General features: G+C 34.0%; 17 protein-coding genes. 15 read left to right on the top strand and 2 right to left on the bottom strand.

The window, feature by feature from the left end:
- From OOK82_RS02195 to OOK82_RS02235, 9 genes are all read left to right on the top strand, one after another.
- Positions 1-507, top strand: a complete 507-nt coding sequence (locus tag OOK82_RS02195) for a phage major tail tube protein (protein WP_264377165.1) — start codon at positions 1-3, stop codon at positions 505-507.
- A gap of 87 nt (positions 508-594) precedes the next feature.
- Positions 595-1,578: an Rpn family recombination-promoting nuclease/putative transposase gene (locus OOK82_RS02200; protein WP_264704387.1), complete on the top strand. Its 984-nt coding sequence runs from the start codon at positions 595-597 to the stop codon at positions 1,576-1,578.
- A 118-nt stretch (positions 1,579-1,696) separates the two neighbouring features.
- Positions 1,697-1,948 (top strand): phage tail assembly protein, encoded by a 252-nt coding sequence (locus OOK82_RS02205; RefSeq protein WP_262986631.1) that lies wholly within the window; start codon positions 1,697-1,699, stop codon positions 1,946-1,948.
- 112 nt (positions 1,949-2,060) lie between these two features.
- Positions 2,061-2,210 (top strand): hypothetical protein, encoded by a 150-nt coding sequence (locus tag OOK82_RS02210; RefSeq protein ID WP_264686608.1) that lies wholly within the window; start codon positions 2,061-2,063, stop codon positions 2,208-2,210.
- A gap of 302 nt (positions 2,211-2,512) precedes the next feature.
- The gene (locus OOK82_RS02215; RefSeq protein ID WP_264704389.1) at positions 2,513-4,222 is read left to right on the top strand and encodes a phage tail tape measure protein; all 1,710 of its coding nucleotides are present in this window, start codon (positions 2,513-2,515) and stop codon (positions 4,220-4,222) included.
- A 3-nt stretch (positions 4,223-4,225) separates the two neighbouring features.
- Complete coding sequence (locus OOK82_RS02220; protein WP_264377161.1) at positions 4,226-4,642, top strand: phage tail protein; 417 nt, start codon at positions 4,226-4,228, stop codon at positions 4,640-4,642.
- Positions 4,620-4,826: a tail protein X gene (locus tag OOK82_RS02225; RefSeq protein WP_406718390.1), complete on the top strand. Its 207-nt coding sequence runs from the start codon at positions 4,620-4,622 to the stop codon at positions 4,824-4,826. The genes OOK82_RS02220 and OOK82_RS02225 overlap by 23 nt, the downstream gene beginning before the upstream one ends.
- Before the next feature lies 1 nt (position 4,827).
- Positions 4,828-5,103: a hypothetical protein gene (locus OOK82_RS02230; protein WP_264704390.1), complete on the top strand. Its 276-nt coding sequence runs from the start codon at positions 4,828-4,830 to the stop codon at positions 5,101-5,103.
- Positions 5,060-5,824 (top strand): phage late control D family protein, encoded by a 765-nt coding sequence (locus OOK82_RS02235; protein WP_264704391.1) that lies wholly within the window; start codon positions 5,060-5,062, stop codon positions 5,822-5,824. Before OOK82_RS02230 ends, OOK82_RS02235 begins: the two co-directional genes overlap by 44 nt.
- Here the strand turns inward: OOK82_RS02235 and OOK82_RS02240 are convergent.
- On the bottom strand, positions 5,761-6,309 hold the full coding sequence (locus OOK82_RS02240; RefSeq protein ID WP_264377158.1) for an ankyrin repeat domain-containing protein: 549 nt from the start codon (positions 6,307-6,309) through the stop codon (positions 5,761-5,763). The genes OOK82_RS02235 and OOK82_RS02240 overlap by 64 nt on opposite strands.
- 128 nt (positions 6,310-6,437) lie before the next feature.
- Here OOK82_RS02240 and OOK82_RS02245 point away from each other — a divergent pair, with 128 nt between their 5' ends.
- Together OOK82_RS02245 and OOK82_RS02250 are read left to right on the top strand one after the other, a co-directional pair.
- Positions 6,438-6,662: a hypothetical protein gene (locus OOK82_RS02245; protein WP_264377157.1), complete on the top strand. Its 225-nt coding sequence runs from the start codon at positions 6,438-6,440 to the stop codon at positions 6,660-6,662.
- Positions 6,659-7,579, top strand: coding sequence for a patatin-like phospholipase family protein (locus OOK82_RS02250; RefSeq protein ID WP_264704392.1), 921 nt, complete (start codon positions 6,659-6,661; stop codon positions 7,577-7,579). The genes OOK82_RS02245 and OOK82_RS02250 overlap by 4 nt, the downstream gene beginning before the upstream one ends.
- A 201-nt stretch (positions 7,580-7,780) precedes the next feature.
- On the opposite strand, the gene OOK82_RS02255 is transcribed toward OOK82_RS02250, so the two are convergent.
- Positions 7,781-7,933 (bottom strand): hypothetical protein, encoded by a 153-nt coding sequence (locus OOK82_RS02255; protein ID WP_174516912.1) that lies wholly within the window; start codon positions 7,931-7,933, stop codon positions 7,781-7,783.
- A gap of 517 nt (positions 7,934-8,450) precedes the next feature.
- Here OOK82_RS02255 and OOK82_RS02260 point away from each other — a divergent pair.
- The 4 genes from OOK82_RS02260 (at position 8,451) to OOK82_RS02275 (ending at position 20,021) form a co-directional block, all read left to right on the top strand.
- Positions 8,451-8,615: an ankyrin repeat domain-containing protein gene (locus OOK82_RS02260; RefSeq protein ID WP_264704393.1), complete on the top strand. Its 165-nt coding sequence runs from the start codon at positions 8,451-8,453 to the stop codon at positions 8,613-8,615.
- A 38-nt stretch (positions 8,616-8,653) separates the two neighbouring features.
- A complete protein-coding gene (locus tag OOK82_RS02265; RefSeq protein ID WP_406721600.1) occupies positions 8,654-11,050 on the top strand; it encodes an ankyrin repeat domain-containing protein in 2,397 nt (798 codons plus the stop codon).
- Between the two features lie 95 nt (positions 11,051-11,145).
- A complete protein-coding gene (locus tag OOK82_RS02270; protein WP_174516910.1) occupies positions 11,146-12,225 on the top strand; it encodes an ankyrin repeat domain-containing protein in 1,080 nt (359 codons plus the stop codon).
- A gap of 371 nt (positions 12,226-12,596) precedes the next feature.
- A complete protein-coding gene (locus tag OOK82_RS02275) occupies positions 12,597-20,021 on the top strand; it encodes an ankyrin repeat domain-containing protein (protein WP_264704395.1) in 7,425 nt (2,474 codons plus the stop codon).
- The last annotated feature ends 7 nt before the right edge of the window (positions 20,022-20,028 follow it).

Raw genomic sequence — 20,028 nt, forward strand, 5'->3', positions numbered from 1 at the left:
GTGTTACCGAAAATACTGAGAAATTTTAACGTATTTGTTGATGGTCGTGGTTATGCTGGTCGTATCGATGAGATCACTCTGCCAAAACTCACCATTAAAACAGAGGAATATAGAGCTGGTGGTATGGATATTCCAATAAATATTGATATGGGCATGGAGAAACTGGAAGCAGATTTCACTCTTTCTGAATATGATACAGAGCTCTTTCGGCTATTTGGGTTGATAAATGGAAACTCTGTATCTTTAACTCTTCGTGGTGGAATGCAAGGAAGTGGAAGTAATGAAGTTGAAGGAGTTATTATCAACCTTAGGGGCATATTTAAAGAATTTGATTTTGGTAGTTGGAAACCTGCTGAAAAAGCAACGCTGAAGTGTACTGTAGCTGCCCATTACTATAAACTTACTATAGGTGGTAATGAATTAATAGAAATCGATGCTGAAAATATGATCCGTAAGATTAACGGTGTTGATCAAATGGCTTTGTTGCAAACGATTCTAGGGATTTAATGGAATGGACGAATGCCTTTTCACTTTTTTATTGAAAAATTACTGATAATACTGTATAATTACTAACGTTTTTTAGGCATTTTTGCTATGGCTTTATCTAAATTTCTTGACCCTAAAAATGATATAGCATTTCGCCGTATCTTTGGTACTGAAAAGAATAAAGACATTCTCATTCACTTCCTCAATGATATCTTGAGCTTTACTGGCAAAAATGCAATACAGGATATAGAGTTTTTAAGTACTATTCAAGACCCTGATATCGCATCTAAAAAGCAAAGTATTGTTGATGTGCTATGTAGAGATTCAACAGGAGTGCAATGGATAATTGAGATGCAGGTCGCTAAAACCAAAGGCTTTGAAAAACGTGCCCAATATTACGCTGCTAAAGCCTATTCAAGACAAGCAGATAAAGGTGATCAATACCATGACCTTAAGGAAATTATCTTTATTGCTATAGCAGATTGTATTTTATTTCCTGATAAGTCCGAGTATAAATCAAAGCACACTATTCGCGATGAAGATACTAATGAACATGATCTAAAAGATTTTTATTTTGTATTTATTGAATTGCCTAAATTTCCCAAAACCAAAGAAGATCAACTTTCAAATATAGTTGAGAAGTGGGTGTATTTTTTTAAGTACGCTGATGAAACAAGTGAAGAAGAATTGGAAAGAATAATAGGAAGTGACGGAATAATCAAAAAAGCGTATGAAGAGCTAAACAGGTTTAACTGGTCAGAAAAAGAGTTTATAGCATATGAACAGGAGAGCAAGCGTATTCGTGATGAACAGGCTGTCCTTGCTCAAAAACTTGATGATGCTAAAGAGGAAGGAATCAAAATTGGTGAAGAGAAAGGAAAGATTGAAGGAAAGATTGAAGGAAAGATTGAAGGAAAGATTGAAGGAAAGATTGAAGGAAAGATTGAAGGAAAGATTGAAGGAAAGATTGAAGGAAAGATTGAAGTTGCAAAAGCGATGTTGACTAATAATGTTGATATTAACACTATTGTCAAGTGTACAGGTCTTTCTGTCGATGAAGTTCAAGAATTAATTCAAGTTGAAGAGAAATAACCCCTACTATAACTTTTATATTAGGTTGCCTCTTCAATCAAACACAAAAACTGTAATAAAAAAAATTAGTTATGTAAAAGCTATGAAGTTTTTATTTAATTAACTTTTAGGGGAAAACATGACAACAGTAGAACTTAATAACCCAATAACAGTAGAAGGAATTTTACTCTCAGAGCTAACTCTGCGCCGTCCAAAAGTGCGAGATCGTTTAGCTGTTGAACGTATGAGTAATAACGATGCAGAGAAAGAAGTAGCACTAATTGCAAATCTTGCAAGTATTTCAAGAGAAGCAGTAGAAGAACTTGATCTTGCAGACTACAGTAAGATTCAAGAAGCGTTACAAGGTTTTTTGTCTCAGCAGAAGACTTGAGGCTGAGCATATTGTCGCTTAGCTCAATGGTTGGTGGTGGAATCAATCAGTGGCTTGATATGGATATTAAAGAATTTATTACGTGGTTTGAAAGTAGCAAAAAGTTATACAAATGAAAGCAATTTCTATAGTAATTGGAGCAACACTGCAAAGCAGTTTTAATAGTACGATAGCAGGTAGCACGAAGCAACTTTCTCGTATTGGTAGTACGATAAAACAACTTGAATCATCAAGTAAATCAGTATCCAAGTTAAACAATTAAGCCACGATGCTCTGCTTGCTCGGCGTTCTTGGAATGAACTGGAAATAAAAACAAAATCTCTTGCTCAGCAGATAAAAAACGCAGAAGAACCAAGTAAGAATCTGCAAAATGAATTTACAAGATCTAAAGCTGCAGCACTGAAAGCTAAAACGGCTTATTTACAAAAAAGAAGTGCTCTTCACCATTTACGCACGGAGTTCAGTAAAAGTGGTAGAGACATAAAATCTCTTATTGGAGATCAAGCTAAACTTGGCTCTTCTATTGAAAAGCTTAAAAATAACTATACGGCTTTAAATTCCGTAATGCAAAAACGTAAAGGAGTTCTAGCGCAAAGAGTAAATTTCAAAGCTCAAATGATAGATGCTGTAACACTTGGACTCACCCTTGCAGCACCACTTAAAGCTGCAATTAGTTTTGAGAGTGCTATGGCTGATGTAAAAAAAGTTGTAAAATTTGAAGATAAAGATGTAAATGGGTTAACAAAGCTTGGGGAAACATTAAAGGCAATGTCACGAACAATTCCGCTATCTGCAGCAGAACTTGCGCAAATTACTGCAAGTGGTGGTCAACTTGGTATTGCAGCTAAAGATCTTGCAATTTTTACAGATACTGTGGCCAAAATGGCAACCGCATTTGATATGTCAGCAGAAGAAGCAGGAGAAGCTATTGCTAAGCTTTCTAATATTTACCAAATTGAAATTGGTGAAATGAAAAGCGTTGGTGATGCGATAAACCATATCTCTGATAACACTGCAGCAAAGGCCAAGGAAATTGTTCCGACGCTAAACAGAATTGGTGGTACAGCAAGGCAATTTGGCTTAACTGCAGTGGAGGCAGGAGCTTTAGCAAGCAGCTTTATTAGTCTTGGTAAAGCTCCTGAAAAGGCAGGAACAGCAATCAATGCCATGCTTAGCAAACTACAAACAGCAAGTAAACAAGGTGGCAATTTTCAAAAAGCGTTTCAAGTGCTAAAAATAAACGCTCAGGAGTTTGAGAAAGCAATCGGTAAGAATGCACAAGGTACATTAGTTAAATTTTTAGAAACAGTTGCAAAATTAGATAAGCAAGAACGTTCTAGCGTTCTCTTTGATCTCTTTGGTCTTGAATATCAAGATGATATAGCGCTACTTACTGGTAGTCTTGATGAGTATAGAAAATCTTTGCGACTAATAAACGAAGAATATCATGGCTCAATGCAAAGAGAGTTTGAAAATAGAGCAAATACTACAGCAAATAATCTTCAGTTACTTAAAAACTCAATAGCAGAAGTGGGAATGAATCTTGGCTTTGTATTATTACCATCTTTAAATTTTACTGTTAATCTTCTCAGGTCAGCAACTACACAAGTAGCGCTGTATGCAAAAGAATATCCAATACTGACTACAGTAATCATGAGCACAATTACTGCTTTGATTAGCATTAAAATAGCAGCCATATCTCTTGGATATGCTTGGACTTTTGTAAAAGGTTCCTTATTCGCTCTTTTGTTTACTTGGAAAGTGTTTGGATCTGTTATTACTTTGGTAAAAATAGGTCTTTCTGCAGTTTTTCCAGCAATAATTGCTGGATTTAAAGCATTGACAATTGCCTTAATGAGCAACCCTATGGGACTGGTTATTGGTGGTTTTGCTGTTGCTGCAACTTTGATAATTACCAAATGGCAAGCAGTAAAGAACTTTTTTGTTACTATCTGGGAATCAGTGAAAATTGTATGGAAGTCTTTTTCTGATTGGGTAGGAAAATTTTGGAATAATATTACTCAGCCTTTTAAAACAATCAATAATCTGTGGAGCAAAAAAAATGAGGCCAGATTAGAAGTTAGCTCTGTAAATAACGTTGTCAGCGATTCTCTTAAGCACCCCATTACAGCACAAAATAAGACTATAGAGAACAAAATGCAATTTAGTATTAATATTCATTCAAGACCTGAGCAGAATGCACGCAGCATTGCTGATGAAGTAATGGAGAGAATTAGAGAACAATTTAGTGGCGCACTTTACGATATAAATTAAATTATGTTATCTCTTGGTCCATATAGATTTGCATTAACTGAGCAAGGTTTTACACGTAGAAGTGAATATCGCTGGCCTGCACTTGAGCGTATTGGGGAAAAGCCATTGCTTCAAAGTATTGGTCCTGGAGAGGACATTGTTGAGCTTGCAGGAGTAATCTATTCAGGAGGGATGAAGCAAATAAATAATATGCGAAATTCATCGAAACCTCTTTTACTTATTGATGGCCAGGGTAACATTTTAGGCCATTTTGTTATCGTAAAAATAGAAGAAACACAGAAATATTTTTTTCCAAATGGAGAACCAAGGAAGATTGAGTTTCATTTAAGCCTGAAACACTACGATAACGTGTTGTTAGATGGATCACTAAATAATCCCGTTGACGATATACAATTTGATGATGATGTACTACAAAACTAAAGAAAATGACATGTTAGATTTTATTTGCTGGAGACACTATGGATTCAGCTCTGGCACAGTTGAGGTTGTATTGAAAGCTAATCCTGGGCTTGCAGAGTACGAGCTTCTTCCTGCAGGGTTAACCGTTAAACTGCCTGTAATTCAAAAAGCAATACAAAAGCAAGTAGTAAAACTATGGGATTGAAGTGACACCAGATTTTAGTATTTCAGTAGAAGGAATTTCCATCACTGAGTTGATAAAGAGTCGGTTAGTATCAATTCATATTACTGATGAAGCTGGAGTAATAAGCGATACTGCTATAATTCACCTTGATGACCGTGATTCGTTATTTGAGATTCCTAGAACTGGAGCAAAGCTGAATATTTTACTTGGATATAAAGAAACTGGTATTGTGCCAATGGGAGATTACATAGTGAATGAAATTACGCTACAAGGTCCACCACAAGGCGTTAAAAATTAAGAGTCATGCAGCAGACTTAAAACAGTCTTTAAAGGAACAAGTATTTAATGAGTGGCATCAAATTACTTTAAATGATTTGGTGGAAAAAATTGCAAATAAACATAGCTATAAAGCTAAAGTTGCTGCAGAGTTTGCAAATATCATGATATCACATATTGATCAAACTGCAGAGAGCGACATGCATTTTTTGACCAGGCTTGCTCAAATTTATGGAGCAATAGCAAAACCTGCAGGAGGATATTTACTTTTTGTTTCAAAAGGAAAAGCAAAATCAGTTACCGGAAAAACTTTAAGCACTATTACTTTAACACCTGGAAATATTACAAGTTGGCAAGTAAGATTTAATGAGCGTAATCAATATGGCTCGGTTCTTTCCTATTGGTATGATTATGAAAAAGCAGAGACTATAACAGAAAAAATAGGTGATCAAGAACCAAGCTATATTCTGCGAGATGTTTATGCAAGCAGTGATTTGGCGCAAAGTGCAGCATCTGCAAAATTAAATCAGCTGATGAGCAGTACAGCAACACTCAACATTACAATGGCAGGAAATCCTGAATTATTTACCGAAGCAAAGATCAACCTTTTGGGATTTCGCAAAGGAGTTTATGGTGGTTGGATAATAAATAAAGCTGAGCATGTAATTGATAACCTGGGCTATCGTAGTATGATAACAGCTGTTACGGAGGCACGGGAAAGTAAATTGATAATTTCCTCATAGATATCTTTTTTTTCTTTATTATTATTTAATTCCTCTACAGCAAGATCTAAAGGAGTTTTTTTATCTTTGTTTTTAGCAAGAGGATTTGCTCCGTTTTCCAGTAGAAATTTAGTGATTTCTAGATGTCCTTTTCGTGCAGCATAATGCAAAGCTGTCCAGCCAAAAGCATCAGTAGTATTTATATCAATGCCTTCTTCAACCAGAAATTTTATAACTTCTAAACAGCCTCCACTTGTAGCATAGTGTAATGATGTTGCACCAAAATGATGAGTAGCATTGATATCTATTGTATTTTTTATTAAGGATCTTACAGCATCGAAGTTACACTTTTGAGCTGCAGTAGACAATGTTTCAAGATCATTGCCATTTACCTTACTTTTTATTGGTATAATTTTTGATGGTTTACAATGCTGAAACAAAAAGATAACACATATTATTGGTATTATCGAATTTACTAACAGTTTTCGAAAAAGGCTGAATTTCATATCTATGATATTATTTACATTACTTGCTTAATGCAATGAGTTAGCTTTAAGAAAAATTCTTAAGATTTTTTTGGACGTATTTTTGACAAATCTTGTATATATTAGTATACAGCTTTTTGTACAAAAACATGAAAAACCAAAGTACAGGAAAGATCCCTGTAGCAGTAATTGCTACTATGGTAATACAAACAATAGCATTTATCTGGTGGCTGGCCAAACTTGACTTAAGAGTGCAGATACATGACAGGTTTATAGAGCAAAATCAAAGGACTACAGAAATCATCTATCGTCTTGAAGAAAGAGTCAAAAACCTTGCTGAAGAAGTTAACGAGCTTGAGCAGAGACAAAAATGACAAAGTACATTTTATCGGTTGATGGAGGAGGAATTAGAGGAATAATTCCTGCAATTATTCTAGCAGAAATTGAATCTAGGATAAAAAAGCCAATTTCTCAGATCTTTGATTTAATGGCAGGTACCTCAACCGGTGGAATTATTGTTGCTGGACTTTGTAAAAGCAATAAACTTCAATACTCTGCCAATGATTTGGTTGAACTTTACCAAGAGTATGGAGCATATATCTTTCAAGCATCACTTTGGAGAAAATCAATCGCTTCTTGGCTGAGTGGTTCTCAGTACTCATATAAAAATATGGAATTTATTCTCAACAAATACTTCGGCGAAAGCACTATGGCCGATGTTGCGAGTAATCTACTGCTCACTAGTTATGACATTCACAACAATTGTGAATTTTTCTTCAAAAGTTGGAAAGAAGAAAACATTAAGTTGAAAGATGCACTCAGAGCTACAACAGCTGCCCCAACGTACTTCACACCAAAACGTCTGAAAATTAGCCAAACAGAGAGAGTATTGATAGATGGCGGAGTGTTTGCCAATAATCCAGCGGCTTGTGCATATGCAAGTGCTAAGAAGTTATTTCGAGATGATGAGATTATACTGCTATCAATAGGCACTGGTGGAACAGATAGAAGTATAAAGTATGCTAACTCAAGGAAATTTGGCAAAATAGGGTGGATCAAGCCACTACTGAATGTGATGTTCGCTTCTGGATTGGATTGCGTTGATTATCAACTAGAACAAGTAATAGATGATAAATACATAAGAATACAATCGCAATTGAAAGTAGCATCGACTGAGATGGAAAATATTACACTCAGAAATATCAAATTTCTTCAGCAAGAGGCAAGTAAAATGATAGAGGATAACCAGAAAGTGATAGACAAATTCTGCAAGCAAAATCGAAAACTATAACTGAGCTAGAAAAACAAAATAAGCGAGTTTCTAGTATCTACTTTAATAAATTTACTAAAATATTTTTTTAATATTATATATTGAATACAGAAGCACAAGAATTTCATCCAGTAATGCAGATAATTAATTATGTAATCACCTTTGTTGGTATTTTAATATATTGTGTAGAAATCAGTAAACTAATGTTGCTTTTAATTCAGGTTAAGTTTTGGAAGCATGATTTTCAAGTTCCTCAATAGATAAATCTGTTATTTTAGAAATAGCATTAACAGAAACGTCCAACATAAGTAGATTATTTGCAACCTTTATTGACTCTGCTTTGTAAATCAGGAATGTTGCACCAAATGTTGACATTAAACTTTATGATATGAGGTATCTTTGATGTTTTTACGCTACTAAATTCATGATATCCATCTCTTGGCGATTTAAGCCTATTTTTAGAGTATTTATAAAAAGACGATAAGACCCCTTCTACATCTAAAGCCTAAAATGCAATTCTCAGATGATCTCTGACAGACGTTTTTTTCATCAACACATTCAAAACAATAAAAAGATTGAATATTTCTTCACAATTGTGTATAATTATTAATGCTTTGGTGCACGTAACGATTATACTTTAAAAAGAATGTTGGCTACTGAGAAGAATGAAGACATCTTCATCAGAAAAAAAAGGGGCAAAAACAGAGAAAATTGATGTAACTACTTAAGGCAGGTGTCTCTATTGCAGCTGAGACAGCTGATCACTCATGATCAAATAAAAAAGTTATAAGCACACAGATTGGATCACAGTATCTTTTTTAAGAAGAAGATTTATCTTGCTTAAAAACTTGTAGATACTATATTTTACATAAATTCTTCATGCGAGGCCTTTATGTTTACTAATAGAATATCTAATAATCTGGATCAGCTGCAATTTTTTGTAGAGTTTTTAAATGAAAACTATGAAACTCAGAAACATCTTAGTCTTACGCCGCTACATTTAGCAGCAGGAAATGGTCAGTTGGATTTAGTCAACACTTTATTGGAGAGGGTTTAGATATTAACTCAGAGATTAAGTACGATGCCTTTACGCCACTGTATTTTTCAATTGCAAAAAATCGCTTAGAGATGGTTAACTTTCTTATTGCTCATGGAGCAGATGTAAACCATAAGACCATTCTAGGCTTTACACCTTTAAGTTTTGCATCCCAGCAAGGATATTTAGATATAGTCAACACCTTGATTGCAAATGGAGCAGATCTTAGTACTAAAACAGATAAACTTAATACACCTTTACACCTAGCAGCAGAAAATGGTCATCTAGATATAGTAAATGTTTTTATTGAAAAGGGATTAGATGTTAATGCTGTAAATAATGATCGAGCAAGACCTTTGCATTCTGCAGTACAAAATGGTAACCTCGAAGTAGTTAAAGCTCTTATTTCACAAGGGTCTAATATTAACGCTGGATCTTCAGGCATAGGTAATCATAAAGTTGATGCAAACATTACACCCTTACATCTGGGAACACAAACTGGTAGGTTAGATATAGTTAAAGTTCTGCTTGAAGCGGGAGCAAACGTTAATGCAAAAACAGATGATAAGATTACACCTCTACATTTAGCGTCTCAAAATGGCTTTTTAGAGTTAGTAGACATTTTACTAAAAGCAAAATCTAATGTTAATGCTAAGGATTATGAGAATCTTACACCTCTACATTTAGCAGCAGAACGTAATCACTTTGGAGTAGTTAAGTCTCTTCTTCTCGTAAGGGGAATTGATGTTAATGCTAAGGACCACGATAATTCCACAGCTTTACATATAGGATCTCAGAATGGTCACTTAGAAGTAGTGAAGCTACTAATAGAGAAAAAAGCCAATGTTAATGCTAAAAAAAACGAAGGTTTTACACCTTTGCATCTAGCAATTCAGCAAAGTCATTTCGAGGTGAGTGATTTTTTAATTAAAAATGGAGCAAACATTAACACCGTGGATGATCAGAATTGGACTCCTTTACATAATGCAGCATATAATGGTTTTTCTTTAAAAATAGTAGAGAGCTTAATTGCAAAAGGAGCAAATATAAATGCAAAGATGGATGATGGTAGAAGAGCTCTACATTTGGCAGCAGAACATAATCACTTGGAAATAATGAATTTCTTGATTGAAAATGGAGCAGATATTAATGCTCTAGATAACAGAAGTTGGACTCCTCTACATTGTGCAGCATATGATGGTAATTTAGAAGTTGCTAAATCTTTGCTTGATAAAGGAGTAGACATTAATGCTAAAACAGTTAAAAGTACTACACCTCTACACTTTGCAGTAGACCATGATCATTTAGAGGTGGTTGAATTGCTCTTAGAAAAGGAAGCAGATATTAATGCTTTAGATCACACAAATTGGACTCCTTTACATTTTGCAGCAGAAAAAGGTTATGATCAGATAGCAACCGTTCTATTGAAACATGGCGCTGATGTAAGTGTAAAAGAAAGTCAAAATAAAGGCACAGCCCTACATCTTGCAGCTCAATATGGTCATCCTAAGGTAGTCAAAACCCTTATTATAAGTGGAGCAAATGTTAATGCAAAAATGGATAAAAATGCTACACCTTTACACTTAGGGGCACAAATTGGTAATTTAGATATAGTTAGGTCTCTGCTTATGAGCGGAGCATACTTTAATGCTAGAGCTGAAGGAGGTAGATATGTTTTACCATTACACTTTGCAGAAAGAAGAGGAAACCCAGAAGTCATAAAATTACTAAAATTGGTTGAGAAGTTATTTAAGGCTATAGAAGATAATAATTATTTAGGAATTGAGAGTTCCATTAGAGATGGAGCAATCATTGATTCGAAAAACGTGGATGGAAGAACGCCATTACATTATGCTGTTAATAATGGGCACATAAAAGTTGTAAATATCTTGCTAGCAAATGGAGCTGATGCTACTAAAGTTACTAACAAAGGTAATACACCATTACACACTGCTGCTTCCAAAGGTCATAAAGAAATTATTGAAGCTTTGTTACAACGTGTAAGCCACAATAAATTGAGTGATTTTATTAATGCTAAAACAATAGTTAAAGGCACTGCATCGTTGCATGTTGCTACTGAAAATAGCTTTTTTGAAGCTGTAAAGTCTTTGTTGAAACATGGTGCAATTTATAACATCAAGAATAAGGAAGGTAAAATACCACTTGATCTTTCTCGAGACCAAAATATTACTAACCTATTGAAATTAGTAGAAGAGCTGTTTGAGAATGCAAAAAATGGTAATATTGAAATTATCAGTAAGCTGAGAGCAATAAAACCCGATGAGCGCGTAGCTGTAACAAATGCTCGTGATGATCAAGGCAAGTCATTAGTCCAGGTTGCAGTAATCAATAAACACTCAAACCTTGCAAGTAGATTATTAGAAATATTAAAAAGTCCAGATCAGAGTTTACAAGATGTCAGCGTAGAAAATCGAGTAAAGAGTTTAAAGTTATAGCTCTCTTAAATGAAACTCTAATGAGGGTGCCAAGATCTAGAAAATATACAAAAATTTTGTTACAAAATAGTGAAATTTAGGAGGATTTTAAAAATATGCTAAATAATAATATTAACAAAGAATTAGAAAAAGCAGTCTATGAACGAAACTTAGAAAAAGTTAAAGCTCTTTTGTCTGCAGGTGCTAATGCTAACCTTAGAGTAGAAAGGAATAGAGATACGTTACTTCATACTACTAGTAGTGTAGAAATTACTAAAGAGCTTTTGTTAGGTGGTGCCGAAGTCAATTCAAGAAACATGTATAGTGAAACTCCACTACATTCTGCTATAACACTGGGGAAGGAATTAGAATTAGTTAGAGAACTTCTGAAACATGGTGCTGATGTAAATGCAACAAACCGTAAAGGCAATACTGCACTGAACCATGCTGTAAAAAAAAGTGGTAAAAATCTGGAAGTAGTTAAAGAACTATTAGAATATGGAGCTGATATTAATATAAGAAATCGTGAACGACGGCTTTATGATAATTGTTCCACATCTTTAGATAACGCTGTAAGTGATCTAGCATGCGCTAAATTGTTGATTAAATTTACTTTAGTAAGGAACTTCAATAAGGATTACGGAAAAATTATTGACTTATCTCCTTATAAAGGATGCAGTAATTACAGTAAATTATCAAGTTATCTAGATGACTGTGTTTGTGAAATTCTTCAAATGAAAACAGATGAAATAAAAGATAGCCTTCCACTATATGAATTTGTTACAAATAATTTCAACATACATGTACTATATAATAATCAATTATCTGTAAGACTAGCAAAAATTGATTATTCCATACGCTATCCTATATATAATGATATCATATTAGATAAGGTAAAACCTTTTTTAGAAAGAGCAGATTTGTTAAATAAGTTAAGTAAGATACAATTTTATACTAAATTAGATGTGGCAGATCAAGATGCCAAAGAAAAGAAAATTATTCTGGATCATGATTCTACATATAATATAACTGAATATCTATCTAATGATAACTTGTTAAACTTTATAGTAGCGTTTGATGATTCCAATAAACGTACTTTTCAATCTTTAAGTTCCTTAAATAATCTCGTAGAGCCTGGTACAAGACTTTATGAAACTTCTATAAGTAATGATACCAAACGTGCAAGATTAGAATAAATACATTTTTTGTCAGTACTAGAGTTTTTTATGAACAACAATTAGTCGTATGGTTCCAGAGAGGTGATACATAAGAGATTGCTATAATGCCAAAACACTAAACTTAGTGCTTTTTTATGTAAGTTGATCATCATTTCTCTTTGTTGTTTTCAAACGGGTTATTATTAGTAGGTGTTACTAAAATTTAAACAACCAACACATTTCCCACACCCAAAATCAAATGTTGTGAAGGCTTTTCGTCCTGAAATTGCAGGATTAGTAGATATTCTCTCAAAAATATTTTATTAACAAAAGATGCTATTTTAATTTTTGCCATATTAAGTAAACTTTGCTATTCTAATACTGGTGTAAATATATCTCAGAGAGGGTTTATGCATGTACCTAAACAACAAACCAGTTTTTATCAAGAAGATAAACAGTTTTTATCACGTTCTTACACATCAAAAGAGGAGTTTATTAGAGAATATAAAAAGCTCTACCGCAGAAAAGCAAAAGCTGAAGAACTTTATCTCCTGGTTTTAACTGAACTCGAAGAGGCAATATCAGATGGTAATGTCGACAGCTTAAAAAAATTAAGCAATTTTATTGATTACATAACTGATGCAGAAGATCAAGTAACTTTGAGAGACTATTATGATAATGCTAACAATCCTGTTAAGAGTACTAACTTAGTTATCTTAGCTTGTAAACACAATAAGGTAAAGATTTTAGAATACCTACTTGGCAATAATAGTAAAATTCTCAGTAATTTATCTGTTGGCATCAGAGAAACTACTATATTACCAGATGATGAGGATGAAACATGCCATAATGCGTTTTATTATGCTATACGTTCAGGTAATGTTGAACTTCTTGATACACTCATTAATAAATGGCCAGGTAATTATTTTGCTGTTCATTTCAGGGAATTAGATGAAATTCTTTCACGAGCTTATGAGGAATTAAAACTAAAGAACGTATTCTTGTCAGAAGAGATAGAAATTTTTGTTGAAAATAAGTTGATAAACCTCCGTTTTTTCTCTAGTGCTTCTGGACAAGATCAGAATGTGAAGAGTTATCTTAATAACATAAGAGAGCGGATTGAGTTAGTACTTCAAAATATTAGCCTGTTAAAGGCAGAGTATTCAAACACAGAAAAAGTAGATGAAAAGTTTTTATTCATAGCAAAATTTATTGCACAAAATATTCATATATTAAAGCGGCAGTTGAAATCAACCTACGATAGACTACCTTGGGAAGAAATGGAATTTTGTTTGATCAGTTTTGTTTCTTCTCACATAAAACGACAGGAAATGAATCTATTCTATAATGCCACATTGAATAAAAGTAAAATACTAGACCACTTGGAAAATTTTGCAAAGAAACTTAAAGAAGAAAAAGATATTATAGAAGGTGTGGACATTGGTAAATTTGCTGATCTCCCGAAGTTAAAACGTGAGAAGGTTGTTGCAGAGATCGTTAGCAATTATCCTCAATTTGGAGAGTTGTATAGCGATTATCAACAAATTAGGGATATTCATTCTTTAGAGAAAATAAGTGATTATATAAAGTTGGCATTATCAGCTAATCCTAAAGAAAGGGAAGGACAGTTAATTATTACAAGGGTTTTACAGGTTATTGGTGAATATTTAAAAAACACTCTAGAATCTCCCAAGTTATCTAGCACTACAAGCGAGCTTCTTCTACTATCATTACCAAAGAACACAAGAGAAGTCATTATAGATTTACGTAACTCACTATCACATGCTTATTCACTCTCTAAAAGAACAGAGATTGAGGAAAATACAGATGTTAATTTTTTTATTGGTGTTCAAAATGACACTAAGAAAGTTGGTGATGTGATTACTAGTATTCTTTATGACAACAAAATTAAAACTGTCAGAATACTTCTAAGAAAAATTATTAATAGTGAGAACTTGGATGAGATAAAAGAAGTCACCGAAGCGTTTAGCAACGCTAAATTAGATGAAATAACCTCAGGAAACTTTGTAACAATGGAACACGAAAAGCTTAAAAAGCTCATTGCAGAACTAAGCAATAGTGTAACTGAAAAGACAAGTCACGAGCAAGAGCTGTTTAATAAAATTAATAACATAATCAATTGTGCAGGAACTCAATCAGAAAATATCAGAACTGATTATATTACAGGGTTTGCATTATTAAAGAGTTTAAGTATTGGCTTTAGTGATAATAAGATTGACCATAACGTTATTAGGGGAATGAAATTTCGTGCTAATAAAACATTAGAGAATATTGTTCCCCGAATAGAATCTCACAGCCTTAAAGAGATTGCTGAGCTATCGAAGAAGATTTCTCATAGTGTTAAGTCAAGAATACAAGAAGACAACCTTGATGAAGTAAATAGATTAACTTGCGAAATTTTTTATATTGCTGAATTTGGAACAGGTGATATCAAATGGATTGAGGAATTAAGAGAAAAGTTGAATGAGAAAGGTTCTTTTATTCCTGCATACAAACAAAAGAAGACTTACAATATAACAGAAGAAAAATATAATAACCAACTTGCACTGAAGCTATCTGAACTGAAAAGTATTTTAAGGAATAACGCATTGAGTGGTAAATTAATTGAAAAACTCCCTTCCTATAAGAGTAATAAGAAATTGCAAGCAGTAGTAGAAATGCTTGTTCTGGATATAATGTCAATCTTAGGCACCTCAAAGAATTATCTAGAAAACAATTTACTTTTCTTAGATGAGAATACTCCTTTACTAACTGGAAAATGTTTGCGTAATCACTTAGCACACGATAATGCCTTGGTTGATGTATTGTTATCTGATCCCTCAATAGCAGTTATCTTAAACGCTAAAAAACTTACTTCAGAAAACATAATGAAAAGTAAGAAAAAAGTTGGCAAGTTAGTGAGAGACGATCCTTCCAAATTGAAGGATAAATACGATCAAGGTCTTATTACTATTACTAATCAGGAAAGAATGTTTGTCGCATTGGAAGAAGGGAATCTCGAAGACTTAAAGAGTTATCTCAAAAAAGGAGCAGACATCAATGCTAGAAGTATTAACTTATGGACTACATTACATTTTGCTGCTAAGGGACCTAGTCTTGAAATTGTAAAATTTGTTCTTAATCAAAATTTAGACGTTAATGTTAAAGATATTAATGGTCAAAGCCCACTACAGATCGCTGCTGCACATGGAAGAAAAAATATTGTGAAGTTTTTTGTAGGGGAAGCTGGTTTATATGTTGATGATGCAGATAATCATGGCAAAACACCACTACACATTGCAGCCCAAAATGGTCACAAGGATACTGTTGAGGTTTTATTAAAAAATAAAGCCAGTACTGTTACTCAAGATATGAGTGGTCTTTCACCTTTATATTATGCAATAAGAAATAATCATGTTAATGTTGCTAAGGTTCTACTAGAAAAAGATACGAATGTTGATATTAATGAGGCCATGGGTGGCTTTACTCCATTGCATGAAGCTGCAGAAAGTGGTCACCTGGAGTTAGTTAATTTCTTACTTCAAAATAAGGCAGACGTTAATGCTAGAAATGACAGAGATTGGACACCATTACATGCAGCGGCGTTTAATGGCCATCTGGAAATAGTAAACGCTTTAATTCTGAAAGGGGCAAATGTTAATGCTAGTGTCATAAATGGTTGTACACCATTACACTATGCAATAGAAAACGGTCATGAAAAGATAGCTAATATTTTATTGAAGCATGGAGCTAATGTTAATGTTGTTGACAAAACCTATAATAACACACCTTTGCACTACGCAGCAAAAGATGGACATGAGAAAATTGTTAAGGCTTTACTGACAAATAAGGCAAATGCTAGTATTGCCACTGTGGAAGGTATAACCCCACTACATTTTGCAGTGCAGAGTGGCCACTTGAAGATAGTTGTTGCTCTTCTTGAGCATGGGGTTAACATTCGCGCTAAAGATAAAAATAATGCTACGCCATTACACTATGCAGCAGAGAGTGGTCATAAGGCAGTTGCTGAGCTTTTAATAAAAAATGGAGTAGAAATCAATGATAAAGCCAATAATAATCTAACACCATTACATGTAGCTGCTCTGAAAGGTCACAAAGATATTATTGAACTCCTAATAAGAAATAAAGCTGAAGTTAGAGCTCAAGACATTAAGGGTAGTACACCATTACATGCAGCTGCTATGAACGGTAGCAAAGATGTTATTGATCTCTTGATAAAAAATAAAGCTGAAGTCGATGCTAGAACTAATGATGGTATGACACCATTACATTCAGCTGCTCTAAATGGCCGTGGAGATGCTGTTGTTTTCCTAATAAAAAATAAAGCTGAAGTAAATGCTAAAGCTAATTATGGTCTTACACCGTTACATGCAGCTGTTGTAGAAGACCATAAAGACGTTGTTAATCTTTTAATAAAAAATAAAGCTAAAGTTAACGCGGAAGGTATTGCAGGCAGTACACCATTACATGTAGCTGTGGAAACAGGTCATAAGGAAATCGTTGAGATTCTGGTAGCAAATGGAGCCAATGTTAATGTTAAGAGCAATAACCTAACACCATTGCTTTCTGCTATTAAATATAATCATAAGGAAATCGTCGAAGTTCTTATAGCAAATGGAGCTAGTGTTAATGTAGAAGGTGGTGAACCTTTATTACTCGCAGTTCTTGCTGGCTACAGAGATATTGTAGAGATTTTGCTAAGAAATAAAGCTTATGTTAACACAAAAGGTCCTGAAAATACTACACTATTGCATTTGGCTGCTAAAAGAGGTGATAAGGAGATAGTAAATGCTCTGATAACAAAAGGAGCTAATGTTGATGCTATGACTATTAATGGTACAACACCGTTATATCTTGCAGCACAAGAAGGTCATGGGGAAATTGCTGAAACTTTGATAGCAAATAGGGCTAATGTTAACATTGTAAATGTTGAAGGTGCTCCGCTACATATAGCTGCAGGACACGGCCATGATAATGTTGTTGAAGTCCTATTAAGTAATGGAGCAAAAATTAATGTTAAAGACAATAAGAGTAGAACATCTTTAGAATTAGCAGTGTCACATGGTCATTTGCAAGTGGTTAAAATGTTACTGCAGTATAAAAAAGTAGATATGAATGCTAAAGGCAATGATGATTGGACTATACTGCACATTGCTTCACAGGAAAGTAACTTGGAAATGGTAAAATGTCTAGTAGATGAAGGGTCTAATATTAATGCTAAAAATGCCTCTGGATCAAAGCCTATACACATTGCAGCTAGAGAAGGTTATAAAAATACCGTAGAGTTTTTCCTTAGCAAGGGGTTGAGTATTAATGAGCTTGGTGCAGCTAACCAGACATTACTACACTATGCTGCAATGAAAGGTCGGTTAGAAGTTGTAAAGTATTTGATAGCACAAGGTGCTGACGTTAATGCTAAAGATACTAATGGCTTAACCCCTATGCATATTGCTGCTAATTTTGGTTATAAAGACGTTATTGAAGTTTTATTAAAAAATGGTGCAGTTTATAACGCTGTTGACAAGCTTTGTAGAAGACCATTAGAAATGACTAACGATAAAGACGTTATCAATCTATTAGCATCAACTGAGAAATTATTTGAGGCTGTAAAACGTAATAGCTCTTCAGAGGTTGAGAATTACATTCAAGCAGGAGCGTTTGTTAATGCCAAAAATGCTGATAGTGTAACACCATTATATTATGCTGCATGGAAGGGCTATGATGGAGTTGTCAATATTCTATTACAAAATAAAGCTAATCCTAATGTGGTTGGTAACAAGGGGTTTACTCCTCTGCATTATGCTGCTAAGTTCTCTCACTTAAAAGTTGTAAAGGCCCTATTGTCTAATGGTGCAGTATACAATGCTGTCTCTGACAGTGGGAAAACACCATCAGATTTTACTGTGGATAAAAGTATAACTAGCTTATTTAAACTAGTCAGTGAATCATTTAAAAAGGTTAAAGATGGTAATGCTCAAGTTATTAATGACCTAAATAAGATAAAGGATATTGATACAGTAAAAGCAGTGATGAGTGCTCGTAATAGAGAGAACAAAACGTTAGTAGTTGCTGCAGTACATAGTAACTTTTCAAAAGTCGAGCAGTTGAAGCAGATATCGCAAAGTGACGTATCCGCTCAGATTGATACAGCTTTAGTGCTCTTGAATCAAGGCAATTACCAAAAAGCCTTAAGTATTTTCAGAAGCGCATTTGAAAGAAGAAAAGAAATACTAGGACCAGACAATCCTGGTACTTTAGATATTCAGACATATATAGCCAAAGTGCTATATAAGCAAGGAATTTACCAAGAAGCTTTAAATATGCTTGAAGAGATTTTTCAGAAACAAAAAGAAATGCTGGGTTTAAACGATAAGGATACTTTAAGTACAAGAAGTACAATCGCTTTAGTGCTGCATAGACAGGGGAAAGATGAAGAAGCTTTTAATATTTATCAAGAAGTCTATCAGAGACAAAAGGAAATACTAGGGTCAAATCATTCAGATACCTTAAATACTCAGTTTCACATGGCATTAGTATTAGATAAACAGGGAAAATATGAAGAAGCGTTAAATATCAATAGGGCAGTTTTTGAAAAGAGGAAAGAAACACTAGGTACACATGATCTAGCCACTGTGAGTGCCAAAAATAATATAGCAATGGTACTAGCTAACCAAGGTAAATACGAAGAGTCCTTAAAAATCTATAAAGAGGTTTTTGAAAAGAAGAAAATAATTTTAGGTATTAATCATGCTGATACCTTGAGAACGTTACATAACATTGCTGGGGTACTCTTCAATCAAAATAAACATCATGAAGCCTTGAAAGCTTTTCAAGAGGTTTTAAATATCCAGAAAAAAGCTTTACAACAAAATCACCCAGAAACCTTGAATACTCAATACAACATAGCAAATGTACTTTTTGCTCAAGGGAAATGGATCAGCGCACTTAAAGTCTACAGAGAAAGTTTTGATCAAAGAAAAGCTGTTTTTGGACCAAGTCATCCGAGTGTTTTAGATATTTTAAAAAAGATAGAGATGATTAATTTTAGATTTAAGCTTGAGGGTAGCGAAGCATCAGAGGTTCTCCAGCATCTGCAGAAAGATATCAACATTGCTGCTAGTAAAGGTGATATACGAACTGTTCAGCGTCTGTTAAAAGATGGAGCTGATGCCAACGATAAAGATATTGATGGAAGAACACCGTTGCATTACGCTGTTAGCAATGGACACATAGATATAGTAAACATCTTACTAACAAATGGAGCTAATGTTAGTCAAGTTACTAATAAAGGTAATACACCATTACACACTGCTACTTCCAAATGTTACAAAGAAATTGTTGAGGTTCTGTTACAACATATCAGTCGTGATAAATTAAATGACTTTGTTAATGCTAAAACTACTTCTAGTGGTACTACATCACTTCATGTTGCAGCTAAAGGTGGCTCCTTGGAAGTTGTAAAATCTTTATTAAAACATGGTGCAATTTATAACATCAAGAATAAAGAAGGTAAAGCACCACTTGATCTTTCTCGAGACCAAAATATTACTAACCTATTGAAATTAGTAGAAGAGCTGTTTGAGAATGCAAAAAATGGTAATGTTGAAATTATCAGTAAGCTGAAAGCAATAAAACCTGATGAGCGCGTAGCTGTAACAAATGCTCGTAATGATCAAGACAAGTCATTAGTCCAGGTTGCAGTAATCAATAAACACTCAAACCTTGCAAGTAGATTATTAGAAATATTAAAAAGTCCAGATCAGAGTTTACAAGATGTCAGCGTAGAAAATCGAGTAAAGAGTTTAAAGTTATAGCTCTCTT

It is taken from the genome of Wolbachia endosymbiont (group B) of Apotomis betuletana, from assembly GCF_947250475.1.
In the GTDB taxonomy this organism is placed as follows: domain Bacteria; phylum Pseudomonadota; class Alphaproteobacteria; order Rickettsiales; family Anaplasmataceae; genus Wolbachia.